This is a genomic window from Marinococcus luteus (assembly GCF_900106595.1).
Lineage (GTDB): Bacteria > Bacillota > Bacilli > Bacillales > Marinococcaceae > Marinococcus > Marinococcus luteus.
In genome coordinates this window covers 205,391-226,555 of sequence record NZ_FNNC01000006.1, presented here as the reverse complement: position 1 = coordinate 226,555, position 21,165 = coordinate 205,391, and the positions used below count along the sequence as shown (strand labels likewise).

The window sequence follows — 21,165 nt, the reverse complement described above, 5'->3', positions numbered from 1 at the left end:
TTAGGAGGTAAATTATGAGCTCTTCTGCACAAAAACCGACCATGCTGCAGCGGGCACTGAACTGGATTGAACGAGTTGGGAATAAGCTTCCCCATCCGGTTACTCTGTTCGCCATTCTTGCTGCGCTTGTACTGGTGTTATCTGCCGTCTTTTCGGCCGCCGGCCTGCAGGTGGAATCTCCAGGAGAAGAAGGAGAAACGGTTCAGGTAACCAATCTGCTTTCAGCGAGTGGAATTGAATACATATTCACCAGTATGGTGGACAATTTTATTAACTTTGCCCCGCTCGGGGTCGTACTTGCTACCATGATCGGTATCGGCATTGCGGAGCGCACCGGACTGATCAGCGTGCTGCTTCGCGGTTTTATACTGTCTATTCCGAAGGCTTTAATCACGTTCGGTCTTGTTTTTGCCGGCATTATGTCGAGTGTCGCCTCAGACGCCGGTTACGTGGTCCTCCCGCCGCTTGGCGCTATCCTGTTTGCTGCACTCGGCAGGCACCCGCTAGCAGGACTTGCTGCTGCCTTCGCCGGGGTTTCGGCGGGCTTCAGCGCCAACCTTCTGCTTTCCGGTACCGATGTCCTCCTCGGTGAGTTGACGATCCAGGCGGCTTCCACCATCGATCCGGCCTACGCCGAACAGATGAACCTGGCGATGAATTACTACTTCATTTTTGTGTCCACATTTTTCTTAGCTGTGATCGGCACACTTGTGAGTCAGTTCGTCGTCGAACCGCGGCTGGGAGAATACAAGGGCGACTACCGGGAGACCCTTACTTCATTAACGGGCACGGAAAAGAAAGGTATCTTCTGGTCGATGGGTTCAGCGCTTCTGACCACCATTCTGCTTGCACTGCTCATCGTTCCGTCTAACGCTCCGCTCCGCGGTGAAGGAGGGGCCGTCGTTCAGTCGCCGTTTATGGACTCCCTCGTTGTCGTAATTATTATAGCCTTCTTCATTCCCGGGCTTGTATACGGTATTGTGACAAAAAACATTAGAAACGATACGGACGTCGCTAATCAGCTTTCTGATACGATGGCAAGCATGGGCATGTTCATTCTGCTCGCTTTCACAGCCGGACAGTTTGTGGCCTATTTTGAAGAAACCAATCTGGGCACATTTATGGCTGTGTACGGCGCGGACTTTTTACAGTCTATTAATCTTACCGGCATTCCTTTAATTTTGGTATTCGTACTAATTGTCGGGTTTATCAACCTGTTTATCGGAAGCGCCTCTGCCAAATGGGCCATACTCGCGCCTGTATTCGTTCCGATTATGATGCAGCTTGGCTATTCACCGGAACTGACTCAGATGGCGTACCGCGTGGCAGATTCATCCACCAATATTATTACGCCGCTGATGACTTATTTTGCAATTATTATCGCATTTGCCCAACAGTATGACAAAAACATGCGCATCGGGTCCCTGATAGCAGTTATGCTTCCGTATTCTGTCGCATTTCTCCTGTTCTGGTCCCTGCTGCTTGTCGTATGGATGCTCACCGGCATTCCGCTCGGTCCAAACGGCCCGATTGAATACAATGGCTAAAAAACGTTTAAAAGCAGGAGCTTTGGCTCCTGCTTTTTCATATTATTCCAAATGTGTAATTCGGTTGATGTATTGAATAGAAGCACGGTCTTTTCGAAAGTGAATCCGGGATACTCCTGTGTTGTCGATACGCATGGAACGCTGGAGCGATACCCAGTTGTCTTTAGCCAGTAAATACATAAAGAAGATTGTAATAAAACCTCCGTGCGAAACGACAGCAATCTGATCTTTATCTTTCCATTCCTCGGTCAGCTTATAGTACAGCCAGGCGCACCGCTCTGTCAGATCGTTTTTTGTTTCTGCCCCTTCCACTTCAGCGGTTAAAAGATCCCGGCCAATAAGATCCGGGAATTCATTTTGAATAACCTCTCTCGCTTTCCCTTCAAGCACGCCTAAATGTACTTCACGAAGCCTCTCGTCGGTGGATATGCCCACCTGCTGAAAGCCTGCCAGTGCCTCTGCGGTGGCAGAAGCCCTCAGTAGATCACTTGCAATGACGGTATCAAACTGAATCCCGCGAAAGTAACTGCCAAGCGCTTCTGCCTGTGTCTGTCCATGCGCAGTTAATGGATAATCCATCGAGCCCTGAAGGACCTGGGCATAGTTTCCTGCCGATTCCCCGTGCCGGATAAAATAAACATCAGGCATTAGTAATCCTTCCAATCCGGCTGAAACTGGCGGCATTTAATCCGCAGCTGCTCCAACATTTCTTCGAGTCTCTTCATTTCCGATTCGGAGCCTTCTTCAGGATCAATATTATCCACCATTGTCGAAAGCAGGTGCAGACGCTGTTTTATATACTGAAGCTGTTGGTTTTTGTCGTGTACTGGCGTGCTCATGACGCTCCTCCTTTTTTCTTTTCTTCTTTAAATATATCAATACGGTTCCAGCCGCCGAACACATAATAGCTGACCGCAATTGCAGCGCTGATCACAAAACTCGCCCCTATGCCAAGCGCAATTCCGTTTTCCCCAATTCTTTCGGAAAAGAACCAGGCAAGCGGAAAACGAAGCACCCAGAAAGAAATAATATTCAGGGCAAGCACCTGGATCATCGCTCCGGAACTGCGTACGATACCATTCAGCACGAAATTTATCCCTAAAAACGGATAAAAGAAAGCAACAATCTGCAGATACGTTTTACCGTATTGAATGGTGGCTTCGTCATTTACAAACAGTCCCATCAAAAATTCAGCCAGTAAAAAGACAGCGGTACTCATCGTGATCGATACGATTAAAATCAAAATTAGCGCATTTTTCGCAATTGAGCTGATACGATCCCAGCGGTTCGCTCCAATATTCTGTCCGGCCATACTTGTAATGGCAGAGCCGAGCGTTGTTGCTGGAAGCATAATCAGGCTGTCCAGCCGCTGGGCCGCCCCGTACCCGGATAGAACCACAGAGCCAAACGACGTCACCACCGTCATAATCGCCAGCTGTCCGCCGGAAATAGCCATCATCGACAACCCGGCTGGCAGGCCGAGCTTCATAATGCGCTGAAATTCTGCTTTTTCGGGGATGCTTGGTACCGCAAACGGAAGCCCCTTCACAACAATCATATATACGACCCCGAACACAAACGCGCTCCCCTGGGAGATGACCGTCGCTATAGCCGCTCCCTGGATACCCATACCAAAGCCTGAAATAAAGAGCGGATCCAGAAAAATATTCAGTCCGACGGCCATCATTATAAAGCGAAGCGGAGTTTTACTGTCGCCGACAGCACGCAGAACAGTACCTATAAAATTATAGCCAAATAAAAAGACAATACCAATAAAGTTAATGCGTAAGTATATGACTGCACTTTCCAGGATGTCCTGCGGCGTCCCCATCCACGTTAAAACGGTTGGCGCTGCAAAAAAACCTATCGTTCCGAGAATAATGGCAAGCGTTCCTAATACGGACACAAAGGCGTTCAGAGAACGCTTCAGGCCCTCGTCATCATCCGCCCCTACCCTCTGGGAGAGCACCGTTAATGTCGCGCTGTTGATTCCTATAATAAAAGACAGCACAGAAAATAAAATCGTAGCAGCCAGAGAAACCGCACCCAGGGCGCTCGCGCCGATTAAATTACCGACCCATAGGCTGTCCACAATTTGATAGGAGCTTTGAAGCAGGTTTCCAATAAAAATCGGAAAGGCGAATATCACCATTTTCTTCATGATACTGCCTTCCGTGAAGTCTAGCTGGTTACGTCCGGCATTTGCCATACTTTTCTCTCCAATTCTGTTCCAAGGCCTCTTGCACTGTTAGTCGGAAAGAAGTTCGAATGTTTCTGTAACCGCAATGCTGTCTTTTACTGACTGGACCATCGAACAGTTTTTCTTCGTCCACTCCATGTTTTTTTGCATCTGGGCTTCTGTTACGTTTTCTGCTTTTACGATAAAGTGCAGATGAACAGCAGTTATTTTATTTGCCTGCTTGTCATCCCGTTCCACCTCTGCTTCTATTTGAATATCATGCACTGTCTGGTGCCTTTTATTCATTATTTTCCGCAGCACTCCTCCGCTGCAAACAGCAATCGAAGAAGTCATCAGTTGAAAAGGGCGGAAGCCGTAATCCTCCTCCCCGGACACAGACAGCTCTCCGTAGTCTGTTTTTGTTTGAAATCCTCCGTCAGTCATCGAAAACTTCATCCTATTCACCTCTTCCATAGTATCCTTCGTGTTGTATCTTATCTAAATATAAGCCTATCTCCAAACAAAAGGTATTATATCAAAAACTGAGGGATGTTGTGCAGATACCTAAAAGCCCGAAGCTGTTTTATTCATGAAAAAAGCAGCTGCTATTATGATAGCAGCTGCTGCAGTCGTACTGTTTAGCGTACGTTTTCAGGGTAGATTTCGTTTAAGATTTCATGTGTTGGTGTAGAGATCAAGTTTTTATTAATGACTTCTTTTACTCTTTCACCCATATTATCTTCGAGATCCTTGGCATATTCTTTATCGCCGATAATATATGCCGTATCCAGGCCGCGGTTTTTCATCTGTTTGTTGATGACAGGCGCCAGGCTCTTGTACCAGCGATGGCGGTTTTCTTCAAAGCGCTTTTGGACTTTGTCCACCTGGGTGGACCCTGCAGCCGTACGGTCAGCCGATGCCGTGCCTTTGTACTCCTGCCAGTCTTCACTGTCTACATCCCAGTGGAACTGCATCTCTTCGCGGATTTTCCCCATCGAGGTATCGATCAGGTAAACGTCCTGCTTGTTCGTAAGAAGAATTGCTGTAGGCGGGAATGTTTTTTCCAGTTTTTCGAGCTGCCCGGTCTGTGGTGTCGGCTCCCACATTACTTCTGTCTCCACCGGCACCTGGAAGATGTCCGATTCCCAGGTGGATCCGTCACCGGAAGCAAAAATGATAATACTTTTCTGCAATTCATCGCGGTGATCTTCAATGTATTTTTCAATATCATCGGTAATTTTTTTGATCGCGTTTTTTTCATCTTTCGTTTCACTTTTATCTGCGTACTGCTTTAAGCCGTTGACAGCCTTTTTGTATTTAATCTTCCATTCTTCACTAGGCTGTCCGCCTTCACCAATATCTGTGTTCAAATAAAAGGATACAAAACCATATTCATCCTCTTTATTTTTCAGCTGTTTCAAATTGTTCGTAATTCCCATTGTCTGTTGCCCCTTTCCATGACTGTGTTAACTATTCAATTACCATTCTACAAAGTGTATTTCCTTCGAAAAGGAACGGTAAACGTCAAATGCAATAATATTTTCAAACCAATAAAAAAAGCAGGTTCAAATGAAAGAACCTGCCTTTTTTTATGAAGAGGATTGAGTATTTTCAGCACTCTGCAGCTGGCCTGAGCCGCTGTTTGAAGAACTGCTTTCAATAGCCGTGCTTTCTTCTTTTAATTCTTTTAATTCGCCGGTAGTTTCAAGCGTCGTCGTTTTTGCTTTCATCAGCGTTTCTTTCAGGCTGTTCACCCGGTTCACGATTTCCTGGATATCTGTGCTTGCCGACTGGAGCAGCTCAGAATAATAATTTGATGTTTCCCGTAGTGTAGAAATAACTGATTCCCTGTTCTCTGAAAGAAACTGCGACGTATTGTTCAGTGTAGAAGCTGTTTGTTTCGTCCCCTCTACAATAGGAGTACGGGTTTTACGTGTACTGAGCAAAACAATAACGGAGACGACGCCTCCAAGAATTAAACCAATTTTGAGTGCTGTGTTTCCATTCTCCTCTGCCATCACTATCCATCCTTTCGACTTTGCATATATTATTACCTATACCACATTTTACATGAATTTATTCTTTTTTACTTTATCTTATCAAAAAAAATCTACCTATCGTAAAGCTATTGTGCTTTCGATCACATTTTCATAATTTTATGGTTTGTCAAACGAGTAATATAGGGTAAACTAATGGTCAGCAGGAGTATAATAGAAAGAAAGGAAGATGTCCGCATGAGAAGACCACAGAGACTTTCGTTTGAAGACTTAATGGAAGCAAATAAAAATGAACTCAAAGGCAACAAGCAGGCACTTGATTCAATAGACCGCAGACTTGATGAAAAAAAATCCAAAGAAGTATATGTCCGCCCGGGCACTAAAAAACGAGCCAACTAATAGCGCTGCAAGGATGGCAGCCATCCGGAGATTTCCATGCCATCCTTATATAATCTCCCTTTAAATTTTTTGAATTTTTCGTTAAATAAACGCGCAAGTATATCTCTAGATAATAAAAAAAAACCGCCTTTCGGCGGCTTTTTTTCTCTCTATTTTACAGATCGGAATCTTCGAGAATGCGCTCAATTTCTTCTTTATGACCGGTCTCATCAGAAATAAGGTCTTCAAGTTTGTTTTGAAGCTCGATCATGTTAAGCTCTTCTGCCTGCTGGGCACGTTTAGTGTAGCGGTCAATTGTGTCCGCTTCAGCGTCACGGGCGGCTTCAAGCATTTCACGTACTTGGAACGTCTGCTTCACATCAGCAGGTTTTGTAGTTGGTGTGCCGCCGAGCGTACGGATTTTAGAAGCCAGGTATTGAGCGTGGCCCTGCTCGTCACCAATTTCATCTTCAAACAATGGTTTGAGCATTGGTGTGTGAATGCCGGAAACCACAGCTGCATAGTTTGTATACATGATAGCTGCTGCATATTCGTGTGCTAAGTCGACATTAAGTCCATCGATTAATTCCTGTACTTTAGGATCGTTTTCTCTTACGCGTTCCATGAATAAATTCCTCCTGTCGTCTGTTTAGTGCAATTGATGTTTTCTCATAGTTGCAACCTTCCAAGGTATATTTTACCCTTTTTCAGGCTGAAAAAACCTCTTTTTTATTTGAAAAGGTACAGATATTCGCTGTAACCCTGCTCTTCAAGCTCATTGACCGGGATAAATTTAAGAGCGGCCGAATTGATACAGTACCGTAAACCTGTCGGTTCAGGACCATCCGGAAATACGTGTCCCAAGTGGGAATCTGCTTCGTCGCTTCGGACTTCTGTTCTTCTCATCCCTAAAGAATCATCAAAGTTTTCTTTAACTTCGCTTTCCTTTAAAGGCATGGTAAAGCTTGGCCACCCACAGTTTGAATCAAATTTATCCTTTGAACTGAACAATGGCTCTCCGGAGACCACGTCTACATACAGACCTTCCTCTTTATGGTTCCAGTATTCATTTTCAAATGGACGCTCCGTGGCATCATTTTGAGTTACTTCATACTGCATCGGGGTTAAACGCTGTTTCAGTTCTTCTGTACTGTATTTTTTATTGGTGCTCATTCTGCTCACTCCAGTAATTGTTTATAAATCCTTCACGGCCGGAGCCCTTCCGGTACATCATATAGTGAAAACGATTTTTGTGATGATAATCCTGATGATATTCCTCGGCCGGATAAAACACTCCGGCTTCCCTAATTCTAGTTACCACAGGCTTTTCAAAAGGACCATTCTCATCAAGCTCCTGTTTGGAGGCTTCTGCAAGCCGGTGCTGTTCTTCATCGTGGTAGAAAATATTCGTCGTGTAGGATTCCCCGCGGTCATTAAACTGACCGCCCGGATCTGTAGGGTCAATCTGGCGCCAAAATATTTCAAGCAGCCGTTCATAAGATACCACCGATGGGTCATATTTCATTTGAATAGCTTCTACGTGACCGGTAGTTTCTGAACACACTTCCCGGTATGTCGGGTTTTCTGTATGCCCGCCGGTATATCCCGACATAATGTCGTAGACACCTTCTTCCTGTTCAAAAGGGCCCACCATACACCAGAAACATCCGCCGGCAAAGGTGGCAAGCTTCGTGTTTTGTTCTTCTGCCATGTTATTCACCCCAATCTCTCATGTACTGTTAATTATAACATTTCTTCATGTGATTTCCTGTTTATGTGCTCACCCTGAATCTTCTTTTGTTAATCTCATTCAATAAGAAAAGGCCAGCTCCCGAGCCGGCCTTTTGTCTTATTTTGCTAGTTGTTTCAGAGATTCGTGGTTAAATGCCGGGATGTCGTCTGGTTCACGGCTTGTAACCAGATTGTTGCACACAACTACTTCTTCGTCATGAAGCTTCGCTTTCGCGTACTCCATATCTGTCTGGATGGATTTAAATCCTGTTGCGTTACGGCCTTCCAGCGCTTTTGCTGTAATAAGCAGCTGCGGACCGTGGCAGATTGCAAACACCGGCTTATCGTAATCCATGAAGTATTTGGCGAAATCCACGAATCGCTGGTCGCCGCGAAGCTGATCCGGAGAAAACCCTCCTGGAATAAGAAGAGCATCAAAGTCTTCCGGCTTCACATCTTCAATAGAAGCATCAACGGTTACTTTCGCTTCTCCCTGTTTGCCGGTGACTGTTTTGCCTTTTTCGTTTTCGATTACGGTAAGTTCATGACCTTCTTTTTCGAATGCTTCTTTCGGGTCTGTGAATTCCACATCTTCAAAAAGATCTGTAAGGACTACTGCTATTTTACTCATTATATATCACCTTTCCTGGATATAATCTTAGTCACACAGATAAGTTTACCCAAGTCCCTGTTCATTCTAAACCTGGCTGTAGCTTATTTTGAACCGGTCGGCAATCCGGCGCATCGAAGCGGCTTTTTCTTCAAATGACGGGGTGATGCCTGCAGTCATAATTTCTTCAGCACCGTAAGCTTTTTCAAGCCATTTCAGCTTTTCTTCCACTTGGTCTATCGTTCCGACCGCGTTATGATACCGGTTTTTTCGAAACATGTCTTTTTCTTCATCCATGTACGTCACGTCTTTGATCATTTCATATGAGGGTACACCGAGCAGGCCAAGGCCTTTAGCCGTCACTGAGGATACATAATCGCCCACCGCCCTCCATTCTTCCGCCTGCCGTTCGGACTCTGCTGCAAGTGCCGAGACCGCAAGCATAAAATAAGGGGCCGGGCAGACGCTCGACGGCTGAAAATGCTCATGATAATAATCAGCTGCCTGAAAGCCTTCGTCCGGATTAATAAAATGGGCGAAGCAAAAGGGCAGACCGTTTTCTGCCGCCGTTTTAGCACTGTCCCGGCTTGAGCCGAGAATCCAGACTGCCGGCTTCACCTGAGCCCGGGGCGTCACCGTAGCGTAGTCATACAGCCCTTCGTATTTATTTCCTTCCGGAGACAAAAAAGTGAGCAGCTCTTCCAGCTGTTCGGGATACCTGGCTGCATTTCTTGAACCTCCTTCGTGAAGCGCCCTTGTAACATTTGGCATAGCGCCCGGCGCCCTGCCCAGGCCCAGATCAATACGATCGCTGTAGAGCGAAGCCAGCACTTCAAATACCTCCGCTACCTTAAAAGCGCTGTAATGCGGAAGCAGTACTGCGCCGGAGCCAACTTTTATACGCTTTGTGCATGCAGCCAGATGGGCAATTAATACTTCCGGAGCGCTCCCGGCTATGTGCTTTGTGCCGTGGTGCTCAGAGACCCAGAACCGGTGGTAGCCAAGTTCTTCAGCAATCCGGGCGTATTCCCCGGTCCAGGCGAAGGTTGTTTCCGGTGTTTCTCCGTAGGGCATGATGGATTGATCGAGTATACTCAGTTTCATGGTTCCCCTTCTTTCTTTACTTGCGCTGATAATCCGCTTTAATTTCTCCCCAATTCTTTGTATCCCATTTATAAATCGGGTTCTCCCACGTATGCTCCTTCAGCCATTTTTCTGCCCGCCGGATATCTTCCCAGATTTCCCGGCTTTCCGCATCTTCAACAAGCGTCGAATTCGCTTTTTTCTTTTCAACCCAGCCGATGGCTGTCGCTGAATCCGAATATACGGGCATCGGGCTTTCCTGTTCTTTTAAGTACCGGAGCGCGTGCACAATCCCAAGAAATTCCGCCATATTGTTGGTTCCTTTTTTAAATCCGGGATGGGCAAACACAATCTCTTCCGTTTTCGTATAGACGCCCCGGTATTCTACCGGTCCCGGGTTACCGTGGGAGCCGGCGTCTACGGAAATACTTTCCGTTATGTAACTTCCATTTTCAGTTTCAGGTTTTCCTCCGGAGCCGTTAAAAGCTGCCTCTGCTTCTTCATACGAAGGAAACGACTTGAATTTCGCTCCTTTGAATCCTTTGACCTGCTTTTCGCATTCAGCCCAGGTACTGTAAATCCCCGGTTTTTTTCCTTTCCATACTACATACCATTTCTTTTTCGCCATTTGTCTCTCTCCCTGGGGAAAAAAGAACGCCTCCCAACCAGCAGAGACGTCCATTTCCTTATTCTTCTTTTGCTGAAAAACGCTGGAACACCGTATCTTTCTGCACCGGATAGCGCTCAAAGCCGCACAGATTATTGATGATCGTTTGATTTCTTACGACGGATAAGGATAAATTCGTCGCAGCTGTGCCGTGTGAATGATCGATATTTGTGAGCATGTATATATGATTGTCGCGCCCGTCCTTGAACTGAAGACGATAATAATCATCAATCATATAATGGTCCTCATCTTCCTTTTCCACGAGCTCTCCGTACTCCTGAATCCAGTCTGGGACACTCGGCTGGAAACCGGTGGCAAGCACGACTTTATCCGAAAAACACCGGAACGTTTTATCCTGCTGCCATTGACGGAGCTTTAACTGATAGCCCCCCTCCACCGACTGAATATCCGACAGCTCAGTGGCAGCCTGGAGCACAACGTTTGGATCTTCACGTTCGATAGAACGATGATAAAGAAGATCGTATATTTTTTCAAGCGTAGGCTGTTCAATGCCCTTTCTCGCATGATCCAGCTCCGGCAGTGTCTCAAGCCTTGTTTTAATATCGAGTGAACGAAAATATTCGACAAAATCCGTAGAAAAAATCTCGCGGGCAACCTTGGCATCCTCGGCCTGGAAAAACTGAGGGGATCGGGTAAACCAGTTGAGCTTGTAATGAAAATGCTTCTGGTCCTGCAGCAGGTCATGGAAAATCTCTGCCGCACTCTGGCCGGAGCCAACAACGGTGACTTCGTCTCCACTCTTCAGCTCCTCTTTGCGAAAAGAATAATCGGCCGCATGATAAATATCATCACTCTGCTGCCTTTCAATATTAGGAGGAAGCATCGGTGCTGCCCCTGTTCCGACCGCCACATTTTTCGTATAAAAATATTCCTTTTCTCCGCTGTCCGTATTTTCCGTCGTAATTTTGTAGCAGGAAGCTCCGTTCCAGCTGCTGTCAGCAACCTCAAGCACCCGCTGCCCGAAAAGACAATACGGAAGCTGCGCGGCCACCCACTTTCCGTAGGAGTCGTATTCTCTTCTTGGCACCTTCAGCTGCTTATTAAAAAAGAACTGAAACATGCGGTTATGCTTGTGCAAATAGTTTAACAGCGTGAAACGGCTCGTCGGATCGGCAAAAGTCACCAAGTCAGCAAGAAACGAAGAATTCAGCACTGTGCCTTCGAGCAGCATTCCCGGGTGCCAGGCAAATTCATTTTTCTCATCTAAAAACACGGCTTCTATATCGTCCACTGGTTCAAGCAGGGCGGCCATACCAAGATTAAACGGTCCAAGTCCGATTCCTGCTATATCGTAAAGTTTGTTTTCCAACCTGATCACCTCAAAATTAAGTACTTCCGGCTTCAATCAAAAAGCCCAGCAATTCCGCTGGACTTCCATTCCGTATTGAAAGGCTGCCGGAAACCTTTGACTATATACGAATTTCCAACTTTGTAATCAAGTTCTATTTTCCCTTCCTTTTTTGATGTTAATCACCCAATATGGTTACAAATGAGTGAATTTACTTTTCGGACGGAAAAACAACTGAACAAACAGAATCAATGCAGCCGCAGCAGCTGTCCATGCCACCAGATTCACTTCCTGCCAGCGCTGTGTAAAAATACCTGTGAACGCCCAAACAAACACCAGCGTATACAAAACGTCGCCCGTTTTTTTATAAAATAAAATCACGGCAGCAGAAGCTGCAGCAATCGCAAGAGCAGTCCACCAGCTGCCGTCGATGATCCATCCGCGCACGCCGTTTGACGTAAGTACAACACCGATGTTCGTAATAGATGCGACCGTCACCCAGCCAAAATATACACTGATTGGCACCAGCAGGAGCCCCCGCCGGGGATTCGTTTTAATTTTCATATAAATAACACCCAAACTGAGCCACAGACCCAGAATTGCCGCCATCGTGCCGTAAAATATTTCATAATGAAACAAGAAGAGCCACAGCACATTAAATATACAGGATAGAATAAATGTATAGCCGATGCCTGCATATATATGCTCTTCCGTCGGTTTTGCGAAAAAAGCACGCAGCACCCATAAAATCATTAACAGATAAATAACTCCCCATATCGAAAAAACATAGCCTGCCGGTGTGAATAATACATTGAGCCTGTCCGATATGCTGCCGGTAGTCTGGCCGTTTAATGGCAGGGCGTTGGCAAGCCCGTTTACAGCAATGATTACCGCCAGTGCGAAAGCATTCAGTAGCTTAAGCTTCATAGAAGGAATGGAAAACATAAACACCCACCTTTGATTAAAAGACCTGGCCGCAGCTTCTTCAGCTGCCTATATACTCTATGTTCATTTTAAAAAATCCTCCGGCCGTTTTTGACCGGAAGATCATTGGGATTCTTTTTAGTTGATTTCTGCCGGTCTTGGCCCTTTACGCGCGCCTTTATCCAGACGGTTAATGGTCGCCATATCTTCATCCTCAAGCGTAAAGTCAAACACATCGATGTTGCTTTCAATGCGTTCCGGCGTTACTGATTTCGGAATGATGATCGTATCATTTTGCAGGTGCCAGCGCAGGACGACTTGAGCCGGATTTTTCCCGTGCTTTTCTGCGATGTTTTGAATGTGTTCATCATCCAGCACTTCTCCACCCTGCATGATAGGGCTCCATGCTTCCACATAAATGTTTTTCTTTTTGCAGTAATCCTTTAATTCATTCTGCGCCAGGTAAGGGTGGCATTCCACCTGGTTTAATACCGGCTTCACTGTGCATTCGTTTAAAATTCTTTCCAGATGCTCCACCTCAAAGTTACTTACGCCGATCGCTTTTACTTTGCCGTCTTCGTGCAGCTTCTCAAGCGCCTGGTACGTTTCTACGTAATCGTCATTTGCCGGCGTCGGCCAATGAATCAGGTATAAATCCACATAATCGAGTCCCAGACGTTCCAGGCTGGCCTCAAATGCCTGCAGCGTGTTTTCGTAGCCATGATCAGAGTTCCATACCTTTGTCGTAATAAAGAGCTCTTCTCTTGGAATTCCGCTCGCTTTAATAGCCCGGCCGACTCCTTCTTCATTTTTGTAGATCATTGCTGTATCGATCGAACGATAGCCGGATTTCAGCGCGTGCGTGACAACCTGTTCGGCTTCATCATCACTTACCTGAAAAACACCGAAGCCAAGCTGAGGCATTTGCAGCTGATTGTTTAAAGTTACGTAATCCATTTTGTATACCTTCTTTCTGTATATGCTGTGACTATTACTGTATACCCGCTGTTCCTTAAATTACACCTGCAGGATTTACTGTTTTTTTACAAGACGCTGGAGATAATGCTTCCACTCCTTTACGCTTGCCGGCTTATTGCTGCCGCTTGAAACAGAGATCTGTACCCCGTCTTCCTTAAACGAAGCCGGAAAAGCTACATTGCCGATTGAAGGGTTATCGGCACCATTCACCAGCTGCCAGGGATGCTTGTGCCCAGCGATCATCTGCTGGGCTGCTTTATCCCCGGAGGCGGAAATAATCAGCCAGGCGTTCTTCAAATCCTCCGGTTCACCCTCTTTTTGCTTCCAGCCAACCTTATTTTCTTCCCACAGCTTTTTCAGCCCGCCGGAAAGCTCCGGTGCCACAATCGTTACAGCAGCATTTGCCTCTAACAGCTTGCCGGCTTTGCGTTCCGCCACGCTGCCGCCGCCAATAATTACCACTTCCGCCCTGTCCAGATTCACAGCTAACGGAAAAAGAAAGTCAGACATGAATGCCTGCGTCTTTTTCAAGCGTTTCAGCGACACGGGATTCAAGCACCGGGAGCAGCCGCTCGTCAAAGCCTAAAAAGTCGCACCTTGTAAAATGCCCGGGTTTGACTTGATTATAATGAGCTGCTGCTTCGTCCATCTCTTTGATAAGCAGGCCGAGAAACATTAAATATGGCAGAATGTAGACAGACCGCTCTCCTTCAGCCAGCTCTTTCATTTTCTCCTGAAAACCCGGCTCAGCGGCGGCAAGGAAAGCTGTTTCCACCCTTGATCGGCCGGTATGTTTCTCAAGTTCCCCGGCAATACGGTAAAAGTCTTCGATGGCTCCGGGATCTTTTGCACCTCTTCCTACAAACAGGATGTCTGCCTCTTCCTCCGGCACCCAGCCTTTTACACGGAGACGGTCCAGGAGAAGATCGTTAATACGGTCATGAACACCAAAAGGGCTTCCGTACTGAATAGTTACTTCCGGGTGCATTTGCTGTACCTTTTCGAGCTCTTCAGGGATATCTTTTTTGATATGGCCGGCTGAAAGTAAAAGCACCGGGACAACAGCCAGGGTATCGGCCCCATTTTCAATGCACTCCACAGCACTCGTGACGATATCCGGCTCTGCCAATTCCAGAAAGCAGGTCCTCTGCTCGTATTCCGGGAAAGCGGCTCCCGCTTTTTTCGTAAAAGCTTTCACCTGTTCATTACCTTCAGGGACTCTCGTCCCGTGTCCAACAAACAAAATAGCTTTCATAATGATTCCTCCTTAAAGAATAGGGCTGAAGCATTTTTGAATAGAGGCGGTCACCGCCTGCTCTGAAGCCCCTGCTGCCATATCTACATGAATTCCGTATTTTTCAGCCTGTTCTTTCGTGCGTTCCCCAATGCACACAACCGTTTTTTGTGACCACCACTGTGCAGCATCTCCATTATACAGGGCGTTGATTTTTTCTACCGCTGTTGTGACAGCTTTTCTACACGGGAAAATCACTGTATTAATGGAGTCATCCACCAGCAGCCGCTCAAGTGTATGATCTGAAGACGCGGCGCTCTCTAACACATGCCCTATGTCACTGCTGCCCTGGTGACCGATTTCTTCTATCCATGCCTCACTTCCGATAAAATGAACGCCTTCTGTATACTTCCACTGCTCTTTGGAACGAAATCCGGGAAGTATCCCGTAGTCCTTCCATTTTTCTTCTGCCCGCCGGGTTGCAGCTGTAAGAAGGCAGTTCACCTGTCTCAGGTCCAGACGCCAGTTCTTCAGCTGAGCCATAAATGCTTCAACGTCGCTGGCTGTTTCAAATACAATTTCATCATAGGGAAGATCCTTTTGTAAGTGTGTAAGCTCCGGCAGTGTTTCTTCCCATACCGGCCCTTCATACACCTCCGCCCCCTGGCTTTTCCATTCGCTGCTCCATCTGCCTGCACCCGCTGTTGTCCGCACATGCCATATGTAGCGGCCAAACAACGGAAGCTCTTCAAACCAGGTCGAGACCGGCCCAGCCTTAACGACGTTGCCGACCAGCGTGATCGATGGATTTTCAATCGCATGCTTCTGCACAATATCATTGATATCTGCCAGTGTGCCCTTCACTGTCCGCTGCTTGGAATATGTGCCCCACTCGACTACCATCACGGCCGTATCCTTAGGTTTTCCCGCTTCTATGAGCCGCTTCGTAATAAAAGGCAGGTTTTTGACCCCCATATAAAAAGCGACCGTATCAATGCTTTTGGCAAGCGGCTCCCAGTCCAGATCCGGCTCTCCTGTTTCCTTCTTTGTGTGGGCCGTAATCGCTGCAAAGCTTCCCGAATAATCGCGGTGAGTCACAGGTACTCCGGCATAAAGCGGAGCAGCTATACCTGAGGTGATGCCGGGAACGATTTCGTACTCGATATCGTTTTCCTCCATTACGGCTGCTTCTTCCCCGACTCTTCCAAATACGCCGGGATCGCCTCCTTTAAGGCGCACCACCCGTTTTCCCTCACGGCTTTTTTCCACCATCATTTTCTGAATCACTTCCTGCCGCAAAATATGCTTCTGCGGCAGTTTTCCACAGTATATACGTTCCGCTTCAATCGGGGCCTGTTCCAGAAGAAGCGGGTTGACCAGCCTGTCATAAAAGATGACGTCCGCCTGCCGGATACATTCTGCCCCGCGCACAGTCAGCAGACCTTCATTTCCGGGCCCTGCTCCTACTAAATACACTTTTCCACCTGCCACCCAACCCCTCCTTTCTCTTTATCAAATGGTAAAAAAGGACACGGCTTAACAGCCCGCGTCCTCTACGTATCCTTCTTTATTGTTCTTCGATGTAATTCCAGTTCACTAAAACGTCCACCACTTCCTGGGCAGATTCTTCAATGGATTTTTGTTCGGTATTTACCGTAAGCTCCGGGTTTTCCGGCTCTTCATAGGGAGCGTTGATTCCGGTAAAGGAAGGAATTTCTCCGGACCGAGCTTTTTTATACAAGCCCTTCGGGTCCCGTTCTTCACAAGCTTCGAGGCTCGCCTCTACATATACTTCGATAAATTCTCCATCCGAGAGCAGTTCACGCACCTGATGGCGGTCCTCCCGGTACGGGGAAATAAAAGCAGTACTGACGATCTGGCCGCTGTCAACGAACAGCTTTGCCACTTCTCCGATGCGGCGGATATTTTCAGTCCGGTCCTCCGGAGAAAAGCCAAGGTCCTTGTTCAGGCCGTGGCGTACGTTATCTCCGTCGAGCACGTAAGTATGGCTTCCCCGTTCAAAAAGCTTCCGGGAAACGGCGTTAGCAAGCGTGGATTTACCTGAGCCGGAAAGACCGGTAAACCAGAGCACAAAGCTTTGGTGCTTATTTTTTTCCTGACGTTCTTCTTTGGATACCGAGGCGTCGTGCCAGACGATATCTGTGGATTTAGACCCCATCGTTTTCCTCCTGTCGTTTATGAATTGGAAGTCTGGCGCTGCATGCCGCGGATCAATACTTCCACGACCTCCGGACGGCTGAACTCTTTTGGAGGCATTTCGCCATTAGTCAGCATGGCGCGCACTTTCGTACCGGAAAGAATGACATGGTCAGCTTTGTCGTGCGGGCACGTTTTTGCCGTCGCCATGTTTTCACATTTCAGGCAGTAGAAGGAATGCTCAAAGAAGCGCAGCTGAATGCCAAGTTCTTCAAACGTAAACTCGGAGAAAATTTCCTGGGCGTCATACGTGCCATAATAGTCACCGACACCAGCATGGTCACGGCCGACAATAAAGTGGGTGCAGCCGTAATTTTTCCGTACCATTGCATGAAATATTGCTTCCCGCGGTCCCGCGTAGCGCATAGCAGCAGGAAATACGGCTAAAAACGTCCGGTTTTCAGGATAGTATTCGTCGAGAATGGTCTCATAGCTTTCCATACGCACATCGGCAGGAATATCATCTGATTTTGTTGCCCCGACAAGCGGGTTTAAAAACAGGCCGTCCACGGTTTCAAGCGCTGCTTTTTGAATATATTCATGCGCCCGGTGGACTGGGTTTCTCGTCTGGAAGCCAACCACGGTATTCCAGCCGCGGCTTTCAAACGCGCTGCGCGTTTCTTCCGGGTCCAGATAATAGTTTTCAAACTGTTCATGGCCGATTTCTTTTACAAGCGTAATTTTACCGGAAACATACGTGTCCGGACGGTCGTACATTTTCTTTACGCCGGGGTGGGCTTCTTCTTCGGTGCGGTATACTTCTTTTGCTTCCCGCTTCTTATCCGGAGCATAGAATCCTTCAAGTTCAATCGTACCGTACGTTTCTCCGTCAAAAACAAGGCGGGCTTCTTCTCCCGCTTTCAATTCCTCCGCTTTTTCCTTCGTGACCGGCAGGGTAATAGGAATACTCCAGACCGTGCCATCTGCAAGGCGCATCGAAGAAACCACCGAGTTGTAGTCCTCTTCGCTCATGAAGCCTTCGAGCGGACTGAATGCGCCGTTTGAAAGCAGCTCAAGGTCGGATAAAGCGACCTCATCAAGCTCAATTTGTTTTTGAATGGATGAAACGTCTTTGTTCAAGTCCTTACGATTTACTAATTTTCCACCGTGTGGAGTACTTAAAGCCATGATCATCGTCCCTTCTTCGTCTTAATTCATCAGCGGTGCAGGCCGCATTCTGTTTTTCCGCTTCCTGTCCACCGGCCGCTGCGCAGGTCTTCGCCTTCGAGCACTTTCGCGGTGCACTGTACACAGCCGATACTTGGATAATTCTGCTCGTGCAGGTCATTGTAAGGAAGATCGTTGTCTTCAATATAGGCCCAGATATCGTCCCACGTCCAGTGGATCAGAGGGCAGATTTTAATCGATTCAAACCGGTTATCTTCGTTCACAAACTGCGTATTGCGGCGGGTAAGTGACTGCGATCTGCGCAGGCCGGACATCCAGGCGCCGTACTGGCTCAATTCGTTTTCGAGGGGCTGCAGCTTCCGAATGCTGCAGCAGCGGTCCGGATCTGTTTCCCAGAGTCTTTCGCCTTCCTGGGCCGCCTGTTGTTTAGGCGAAAGTTCCGGTTTCACCATTTTAATGTTTAACTCCGGATACTTATCACGAACTGCGTCAATTACATCATACGTTTCTTTAAAATGAAACTGGGTGTCGAGAAAAGCGATGGTTGCATCTGGTTTCACCTGGCTGATTAAATCAATCAATACAATTCCTTCAGCTCCGAAACTGCATGCATACACTAAATCATCGCCATATTCGCTGTAGGCCCAACGGATAACTTCAAGCGCACTTTTTCCTTCCAGCACTTCGTTATTCACTTGCTCCAATTCATTTGTCTGCAGGGAATCGTATACTATCATGCGCTTCCATCCCTTTCACTTTAATATTGTACCTGTTTCTATAAAAAATGAAAATCTTATTTTAAAGTCCTTGTAATCCTCAGTAAATTTATCAGGTTTATTAACTTACACTACATTTTAGTGGTTGCGTTTTGCAAAGTCAACAATACAAATCGTTTAACTAGGGATTATTCCCGGGGCGATTCTCTACGGCATACTTTTTCTTGTTAGCATTAGCTTTCATATCAGTATTTATGGCATAATATAAAAGGATCTTTCTTTAAAAAACAACATCGGTTCAGCGCACAATTTTTAGGAGGTTACGGATGAAATTTATTGATAATGAAGGCATAAATGACCCGAGACTCAATTTAGCCATCGAAGAATTTGCTTTAAAAAACATGGATCTCGACAAAGACGAAATGTATTTGCTTTTTTATGTGAATAACCCTTCCATTATTATTGGGAAAAATCAAAATACAATTGAAGAAATCAACACCGATTACGTGGAGAAGCACAACATTCAGGTGGTACGACGTCTTTCCGGCGGCGGGGCAGTCTATCATGATTTAGGCAATTTGAATTTCAGCTTTTTAACTAAAGACGACGGAAACAGCTTTCAAAATTTCCAAAAATTCACTCAGCCGATCGTTGATGCGTTGAATAACATCGGGGTTCCGGCCGAAATGTCGGGGCGCAATGATTTACAGGCGAATGGAAAAAAAATTTCCGGTAATGCCCAGTTTGCCACGAAAGGGAGAATGTTCAGCCACGGTACCCTGATGCTTGATTCGGAAATTGAAAACGTCGTAGCTGCGCTGAATGTAAAAGACGAAAAAATACGCTCGAAAGGGATCAAATCCATTCGGAGCCGTGTAGGAAATATCAATGAGTTTTTGGATGAGCCGCTGTCTGTAGAAGCCTTCAAACAGCTCATTCTACGGTATATTTTTGGAAGCGACGAAGCCATCGAGCAGTACCGCCTTACCGACGGGGACTGGAAGGAAATCCATAAAATATCTAATGAGCGTTACAGCAACTGGGACTGGAACTACGGCAAATCCCCGGCTTTTGATATTCACCGCAACAAAAAATTCGATGCCGGCATGCTCGACATCCGCTTCAACGTCAAAAAAGGCGTGATTCAGGAAACGAAAATATACGGTGATTTTTTTGGTACCGGAAACGTAGAGGATCTCCAGGAAGCACTTCAGGGTACGAAGTATGAACGCGATGCCATTTATGAAACATTATCGCAGTTTGATCTGTATACGTATTTTGGAGCTATTTCCATTGAGGAAGTAGTGGACTTAATTTATTAATTAAGCTGAATTTTTTCGTAAAAATGGGAAATTACTCATTTTTTACGTGACCTTAGACCCTTATTTAAGTACCCCCATTCCTCTACAATTAAATACTAGAGACTAATAACCCGGAAAAGGTGAGTAAACAAAATGGCATTAACAGAAATTGGTATTGATTTAGGAACCGCGAATATTCTCGTTTACACGAAAGAAAAAGGCATTATTCTTAACGAGCCTTCAGTTGTAGCACTTCATATCGACACAAAAGAGGTCTACGCTGTAGGTACAGAAGCAAAAGAAATGGTCGGAAAAACTCCGGCCAATATCATTGCGACCCGTCCGATGAAAGAAGGCGTTATTGCAGATTATGATATTACATCTGCCATGCTTTCACATATCATTAAAAAAATCCAAAAGGAAGCAGGCTTTACTCTCCGCAAGCCGAAGGTCGTAGTATGTACGCCGTGTGATTCCACCTCCGTAGAACGCCGGGCCATCCGGGACGCAGTGCTTGGCTGTGGAGCTAAATCTGTTTCCTTAATCGAAGAACCGATTGCAGCAGCGCTCGGTGCAGAGCTGCCTGTAGATGAACCTAAAGCGAACGTAATAGTCGATATTGGCGGGGGTACGACAGAGGTTGGCATTATTTCTTACGGCGGCATTGTTTCTTCACGGGCGATCCGCCGCGGCGGAGACCATCTGGATGAGAGCATTACCCAGCATGTCCGCAAAGAATACAACATGCTGATCGGCGAACGGACCGCTGAAAATATCAAAATGGAGATCGGCTCCGCTATTCCGGACGGTGAAGTCCGTACGATGGAAATCCGGGGCAGAGACCTTGTGAACGGGCTGCCGAAAACCATTACCCTGGAGTCACCGGAAATTCACCGGGCTATCACGGAAACCCTCGAGCAGATTCTCGAAACCATTCGCGTTACTCTCGAGCAGTGTCCGCCTGAACTGAGCGGCGACATCGTCGATCAGGGAATTGTGCTTACCGGCGGGGGGGCACTCCTGAACGACCTTCAGGAGTGGCTGAGCCGCCAGATTGTCGTACCGGTTCACCTTGCATCGTCCCCTCTGGAAGCTGTCGCGATAGGTACTGGTAAATCGTTGGAAATGATCAACAGTCTGCAGAAAGCTTCCATGTAATAAACAAA

The 21,165-nt window shown here is 46.7% G+C and carries 25 protein-coding genes; 4 read left to right on the top strand and 21 right to left on the bottom strand.

Annotated features, from left to right (window positions below; genetic code table 11):
* Positions 1 to 14 precede the first annotated feature (14 nt).
* Complete coding sequence (locus BLV22_RS12980; RefSeq protein ID WP_091616142.1) at positions 15 to 1,547, top strand: AbgT family transporter; 1,533 nt, start codon at positions 15 to 17, stop codon at positions 1,545 to 1,547.
* A gap of 42 nt (positions 1,548 to 1,589) precedes the next feature.
* Here the strand turns inward: BLV22_RS12980 and BLV22_RS12975 are convergent, their stop codons facing one another.
* The 6 genes from BLV22_RS12975 to BLV22_RS12950 all read right to left on the bottom strand — a co-directional run bounded on the left by BLV22_RS12975 (position 1,590) and on the right by BLV22_RS12950 (position 5,744).
* Positions 1,590 to 2,195 (bottom strand): histidine phosphatase family protein, encoded by a 606-nt coding sequence (locus BLV22_RS12975; RefSeq protein ID WP_176967777.1) that lies wholly within the window; start codon positions 2,193 to 2,195, stop codon positions 1,590 to 1,592.
* The gene (locus BLV22_RS12970; RefSeq protein WP_091616137.1) at positions 2,195 to 2,386 is read right to left on the bottom strand and encodes an SE1561 family protein; all 192 of its coding nucleotides are present in this window, start codon (positions 2,384 to 2,386) and stop codon (positions 2,195 to 2,197) included. The genes BLV22_RS12975 and BLV22_RS12970 overlap by 1 nt, the downstream gene beginning before the upstream one ends.
* A complete protein-coding gene (locus BLV22_RS12965) occupies positions 2,383 to 3,756 on the bottom strand; it encodes an MATE family efflux transporter (RefSeq protein WP_091616135.1) in 1,374 nt (457 codons plus the stop codon). The genes BLV22_RS12970 and BLV22_RS12965 overlap by 4 nt, the downstream gene beginning before the upstream one ends.
* A 39-nt stretch (positions 3,757 to 3,795) precedes the next feature.
* Positions 3,796 to 4,182 (bottom strand): OsmC family protein, encoded by a 387-nt coding sequence (locus tag BLV22_RS12960; RefSeq protein WP_091616133.1) that lies wholly within the window; start codon positions 4,180 to 4,182, stop codon positions 3,796 to 3,798.
* A 182-nt stretch (positions 4,183 to 4,364) separates the two neighbouring features.
* The gene (locus BLV22_RS12955) at positions 4,365 to 5,165 is read right to left on the bottom strand and encodes a VLRF1 family aeRF1-type release factor (protein ID WP_091616130.1); all 801 of its coding nucleotides are present in this window, start codon (positions 5,163 to 5,165) and stop codon (positions 4,365 to 4,367) included.
* A gap of 150 nt (positions 5,166 to 5,315) precedes the next feature.
* Entirely contained in the window at positions 5,316 to 5,744 is a 429-nt protein-coding gene (locus BLV22_RS12950) for a hypothetical protein (protein ID WP_091616127.1), read from the bottom strand.
* A gap of 216 nt (positions 5,745 to 5,960) precedes the next feature.
* Between BLV22_RS12950 and BLV22_RS14840 the strand changes: the two genes are divergently transcribed.
* Positions 5,961 to 6,122: an FbpB family small basic protein gene (locus BLV22_RS14840; RefSeq protein ID WP_176967776.1), complete on the top strand. Its 162-nt coding sequence runs from the start codon at positions 5,961 to 5,963 to the stop codon at positions 6,120 to 6,122.
* Positions 6,123 to 6,276: 154 nt separating this feature from the next.
* Here the strand turns inward: BLV22_RS14840 and BLV22_RS12945 are convergent, their stop codons facing one another.
* The 15 genes from BLV22_RS12945 to BLV22_RS12875 form a co-directional block, all read right to left on the bottom strand.
* A complete protein-coding gene (locus tag BLV22_RS12945; RefSeq protein ID WP_091616125.1) occupies positions 6,277 to 6,726 on the bottom strand; it encodes a ferritin-like domain-containing protein in 450 nt (149 codons plus the stop codon).
* A 104-nt stretch (positions 6,727 to 6,830) separates the two neighbouring features.
* Entirely contained in the window at positions 6,831 to 7,274 is a 444-nt protein-coding gene (msrB, locus tag BLV22_RS15270; RefSeq protein ID WP_027847418.1) for a peptide-methionine (R)-S-oxide reductase MsrB, read from the bottom strand.
* Positions 7,261 to 7,812, bottom strand: coding sequence for a peptide-methionine (S)-S-oxide reductase MsrA (msrA, locus tag BLV22_RS15265; protein WP_027847417.1), 552 nt, complete (start codon positions 7,810 to 7,812; stop codon positions 7,261 to 7,263). The genes msrB and msrA overlap by 14 nt, the downstream gene beginning before the upstream one ends.
* A 138-nt stretch (positions 7,813 to 7,950) precedes the next feature.
* Complete coding sequence (locus BLV22_RS12930) at positions 7,951 to 8,466, bottom strand: type 1 glutamine amidotransferase domain-containing protein (protein ID WP_176967780.1); 516 nt, start codon at positions 8,464 to 8,466, stop codon at positions 7,951 to 7,953.
* Between the two features lie 63 nt (positions 8,467 to 8,529).
* A complete protein-coding gene (locus tag BLV22_RS12925) occupies positions 8,530 to 9,546 on the bottom strand; it encodes an LLM class flavin-dependent oxidoreductase (RefSeq protein WP_091616119.1) in 1,017 nt (338 codons plus the stop codon).
* 16 nt (positions 9,547 to 9,562) lie between these two features.
* A complete protein-coding gene (locus BLV22_RS12920) occupies positions 9,563 to 10,153 on the bottom strand; it encodes a ribonuclease H1 domain-containing protein (protein WP_091616116.1) in 591 nt (196 codons plus the stop codon).
* Positions 10,154 to 10,211: 58 nt separating this feature from the next.
* The gene (locus BLV22_RS12915; RefSeq protein ID WP_245724096.1) at positions 10,212 to 11,522 is read right to left on the bottom strand and encodes a lysine N(6)-hydroxylase/L-ornithine N(5)-oxygenase family protein; all 1,311 of its coding nucleotides are present in this window, start codon (positions 11,520 to 11,522) and stop codon (positions 10,212 to 10,214) included.
* Between the two features lie 174 nt (positions 11,523 to 11,696).
* Entirely contained in the window at positions 11,697 to 12,446 is a 750-nt protein-coding gene (locus tag BLV22_RS12910; RefSeq protein ID WP_091616112.1) for a TspO/MBR family protein, read from the bottom strand.
* Between the two features lie 117 nt (positions 12,447 to 12,563).
* Positions 12,564 to 13,382, bottom strand: a complete 819-nt coding sequence (locus BLV22_RS12905; RefSeq protein ID WP_091616109.1) for an aldo/keto reductase — start codon at positions 13,380 to 13,382, stop codon at positions 12,564 to 12,566.
* Positions 13,383 to 13,457: 75 nt separating this feature from the next.
* A complete protein-coding gene (locus BLV22_RS12900; protein ID WP_091616107.1) occupies positions 13,458 to 13,913 on the bottom strand; it encodes an NAD(P)-dependent oxidoreductase in 456 nt (151 codons plus the stop codon).
* Positions 13,906 to 14,658, bottom strand: coding sequence for a sirohydrochlorin chelatase (locus tag BLV22_RS12895; RefSeq protein WP_091616104.1), 753 nt, complete (start codon positions 14,656 to 14,658; stop codon positions 13,906 to 13,908). Before BLV22_RS12895 ends, BLV22_RS12900 begins: the two co-directional genes overlap by 8 nt.
* Before the next feature lie 12 nt (positions 14,659 to 14,670).
* Complete coding sequence (gene cobA / locus BLV22_RS12890; protein ID WP_091616102.1) at positions 14,671 to 16,128, bottom strand: uroporphyrinogen-III C-methyltransferase; 1,458 nt, start codon at positions 16,126 to 16,128, stop codon at positions 14,671 to 14,673.
* 76 nt (positions 16,129 to 16,204) lie between these two features.
* Complete coding sequence (gene cysC / locus BLV22_RS12885) at positions 16,205 to 16,816, bottom strand: adenylyl-sulfate kinase (protein WP_091616099.1); 612 nt, start codon at positions 16,814 to 16,816, stop codon at positions 16,205 to 16,207.
* 17 nt (positions 16,817 to 16,833) lie between these two features.
* Positions 16,834 to 17,982: a sulfate adenylyltransferase gene (gene sat, locus BLV22_RS12880; RefSeq protein WP_091616096.1), complete on the bottom strand. Its 1,149-nt coding sequence runs from the start codon at positions 17,980 to 17,982 to the stop codon at positions 16,834 to 16,836.
* A gap of 29 nt (positions 17,983 to 18,011) precedes the next feature.
* Positions 18,012 to 18,719 (bottom strand): phosphoadenylyl-sulfate reductase, encoded by a 708-nt coding sequence (locus BLV22_RS12875; RefSeq protein ID WP_091616094.1) that lies wholly within the window; start codon positions 18,717 to 18,719, stop codon positions 18,012 to 18,014.
* A gap of 305 nt (positions 18,720 to 19,024) precedes the next feature.
* Between BLV22_RS12875 and lplA the strand changes: the two genes are divergently transcribed.
* Complete coding sequence (gene lplA / locus BLV22_RS12870; RefSeq protein WP_091616091.1) at positions 19,025 to 20,020, top strand: lipoate--protein ligase; 996 nt, start codon at positions 19,025 to 19,027, stop codon at positions 20,018 to 20,020.
* A 132-nt stretch (positions 20,021 to 20,152) separates the two neighbouring features.
* Complete coding sequence (gene mreBH, locus BLV22_RS12865; protein ID WP_091616088.1) at positions 20,153 to 21,157, top strand: rod-share determining protein MreBH; 1,005 nt, start codon at positions 20,153 to 20,155, stop codon at positions 21,155 to 21,157.
* Positions 21,158 to 21,165 lie beyond the last annotated feature (8 nt).

What these genes read in the sequence shown, in the direction of transcription:
- BLV22_RS14840 (WP_176967776.1), top strand. Translation starts at nt 5,961, where the DNA reads ATGAGAAGACCACAGAGACTTTCGTTTGAAGACTTAATGGAAGCAAAT.
- BLV22_RS12980 (WP_091616142.1), top strand. Translation starts at nt 15, where the DNA reads ATGAGCTCTTCTGCACAAAAACCGACCATGCTGCAGCGGGCACTGAAC.
- BLV22_RS12950 (WP_091616127.1), bottom strand. Translation starts at nt 5,744, where the DNA reads ATGGCAGAGGAGAATGGAAACACAGCACTCAAAATTGGTTTAATTCTT.
- BLV22_RS12960 (WP_091616133.1), bottom strand. Translation starts at nt 4,182, where the DNA reads ATGAAGTTTTCGATGACTGACGGAGGATTTCAAACAAAAACAGACTAC.
- BLV22_RS12900 (WP_091616107.1), bottom strand. Translation starts at nt 13,913, where the DNA reads ATGTCTGACTTTCTTTTTCCGTTAGCTGTGAATCTGGACAGGGCGGAA.
- msrA (WP_027847417.1), bottom strand. Translation starts at nt 7,812, where the DNA reads ATGGCAGAAGAACAAAACACGAAGCTTGCCACCTTTGCCGGCGGATGT.
- BLV22_RS12975 (WP_176967777.1), bottom strand. Translation starts at nt 2,195, where the DNA reads ATGCCTGATGTTTATTTTATCCGGCACGGGGAATCGGCAGGAAACTAT.
- BLV22_RS12920 (WP_091616116.1), bottom strand. Translation starts at nt 10,153, where the DNA reads ATGGCGAAAAAGAAATGGTATGTAGTATGGAAAGGAAAAAAACCGGGG.
- lplA (WP_091616091.1), top strand. Translation starts at nt 19,025, where the DNA reads ATGAAATTTATTGATAATGAAGGCATAAATGACCCGAGACTCAATTTA.
- sat (WP_091616096.1), bottom strand. Translation starts at nt 17,982, where the DNA reads ATGGCTTTAAGTACTCCACACGGTGGAAAATTAGTAAATCGTAAGGAC.
- BLV22_RS12925 (WP_091616119.1), bottom strand. Translation starts at nt 9,546, where the DNA reads ATGAAACTGAGTATACTCGATCAATCCATCATGCCCTACGGAGAAACA.
- BLV22_RS12970 (WP_091616137.1), bottom strand. Translation starts at nt 2,386, where the DNA reads ATGAGCACGCCAGTACACGACAAAAACCAACAGCTTCAGTATATAAAA.
- cysC (WP_091616099.1), bottom strand. Translation starts at nt 16,816, where the DNA reads ATGGGGTCTAAATCCACAGATATCGTCTGGCACGACGCCTCGGTATCC.
- BLV22_RS12955 (WP_091616130.1), bottom strand. Translation starts at nt 5,165, where the DNA reads ATGGGAATTACGAACAATTTGAAACAGCTGAAAAATAAAGAGGATGAA.
- msrB (WP_027847418.1), bottom strand. Translation starts at nt 7,274, where the DNA reads ATGAGCACCAATAAAAAATACAGTACAGAAGAACTGAAACAGCGTTTA.
- BLV22_RS12965 (WP_091616135.1), bottom strand. Translation starts at nt 3,756, where the DNA reads ATGGCAAATGCCGGACGTAACCAGCTAGACTTCACGGAAGGCAGTATC.
- mreBH (WP_091616088.1), top strand. Translation starts at nt 20,153, where the DNA reads ATGGCATTAACAGAAATTGGTATTGATTTAGGAACCGCGAATATTCTC.
- BLV22_RS12945 (WP_091616125.1), bottom strand. Translation starts at nt 6,726, where the DNA reads ATGGAACGCGTAAGAGAAAACGATCCTAAAGTACAGGAATTAATCGAT.
- BLV22_RS12895 (WP_091616104.1), bottom strand. Translation starts at nt 14,658, where the DNA reads ATGAAAGCTATTTTGTTTGTTGGACACGGGACGAGAGTCCCTGAAGGT.
- BLV22_RS12875 (WP_091616094.1), bottom strand. Translation starts at nt 18,719, where the DNA reads ATGATAGTATACGATTCCCTGCAGACAAATGAATTGGAGCAAGTGAAT.
- BLV22_RS12905 (WP_091616109.1), bottom strand. Translation starts at nt 13,382, where the DNA reads ATGGATTACGTAACTTTAAACAATCAGCTGCAAATGCCTCAGCTTGGC.
- BLV22_RS12910 (WP_091616112.1), bottom strand. Translation starts at nt 12,446, where the DNA reads ATGTTTTCCATTCCTTCTATGAAGCTTAAGCTACTGAATGCTTTCGCA.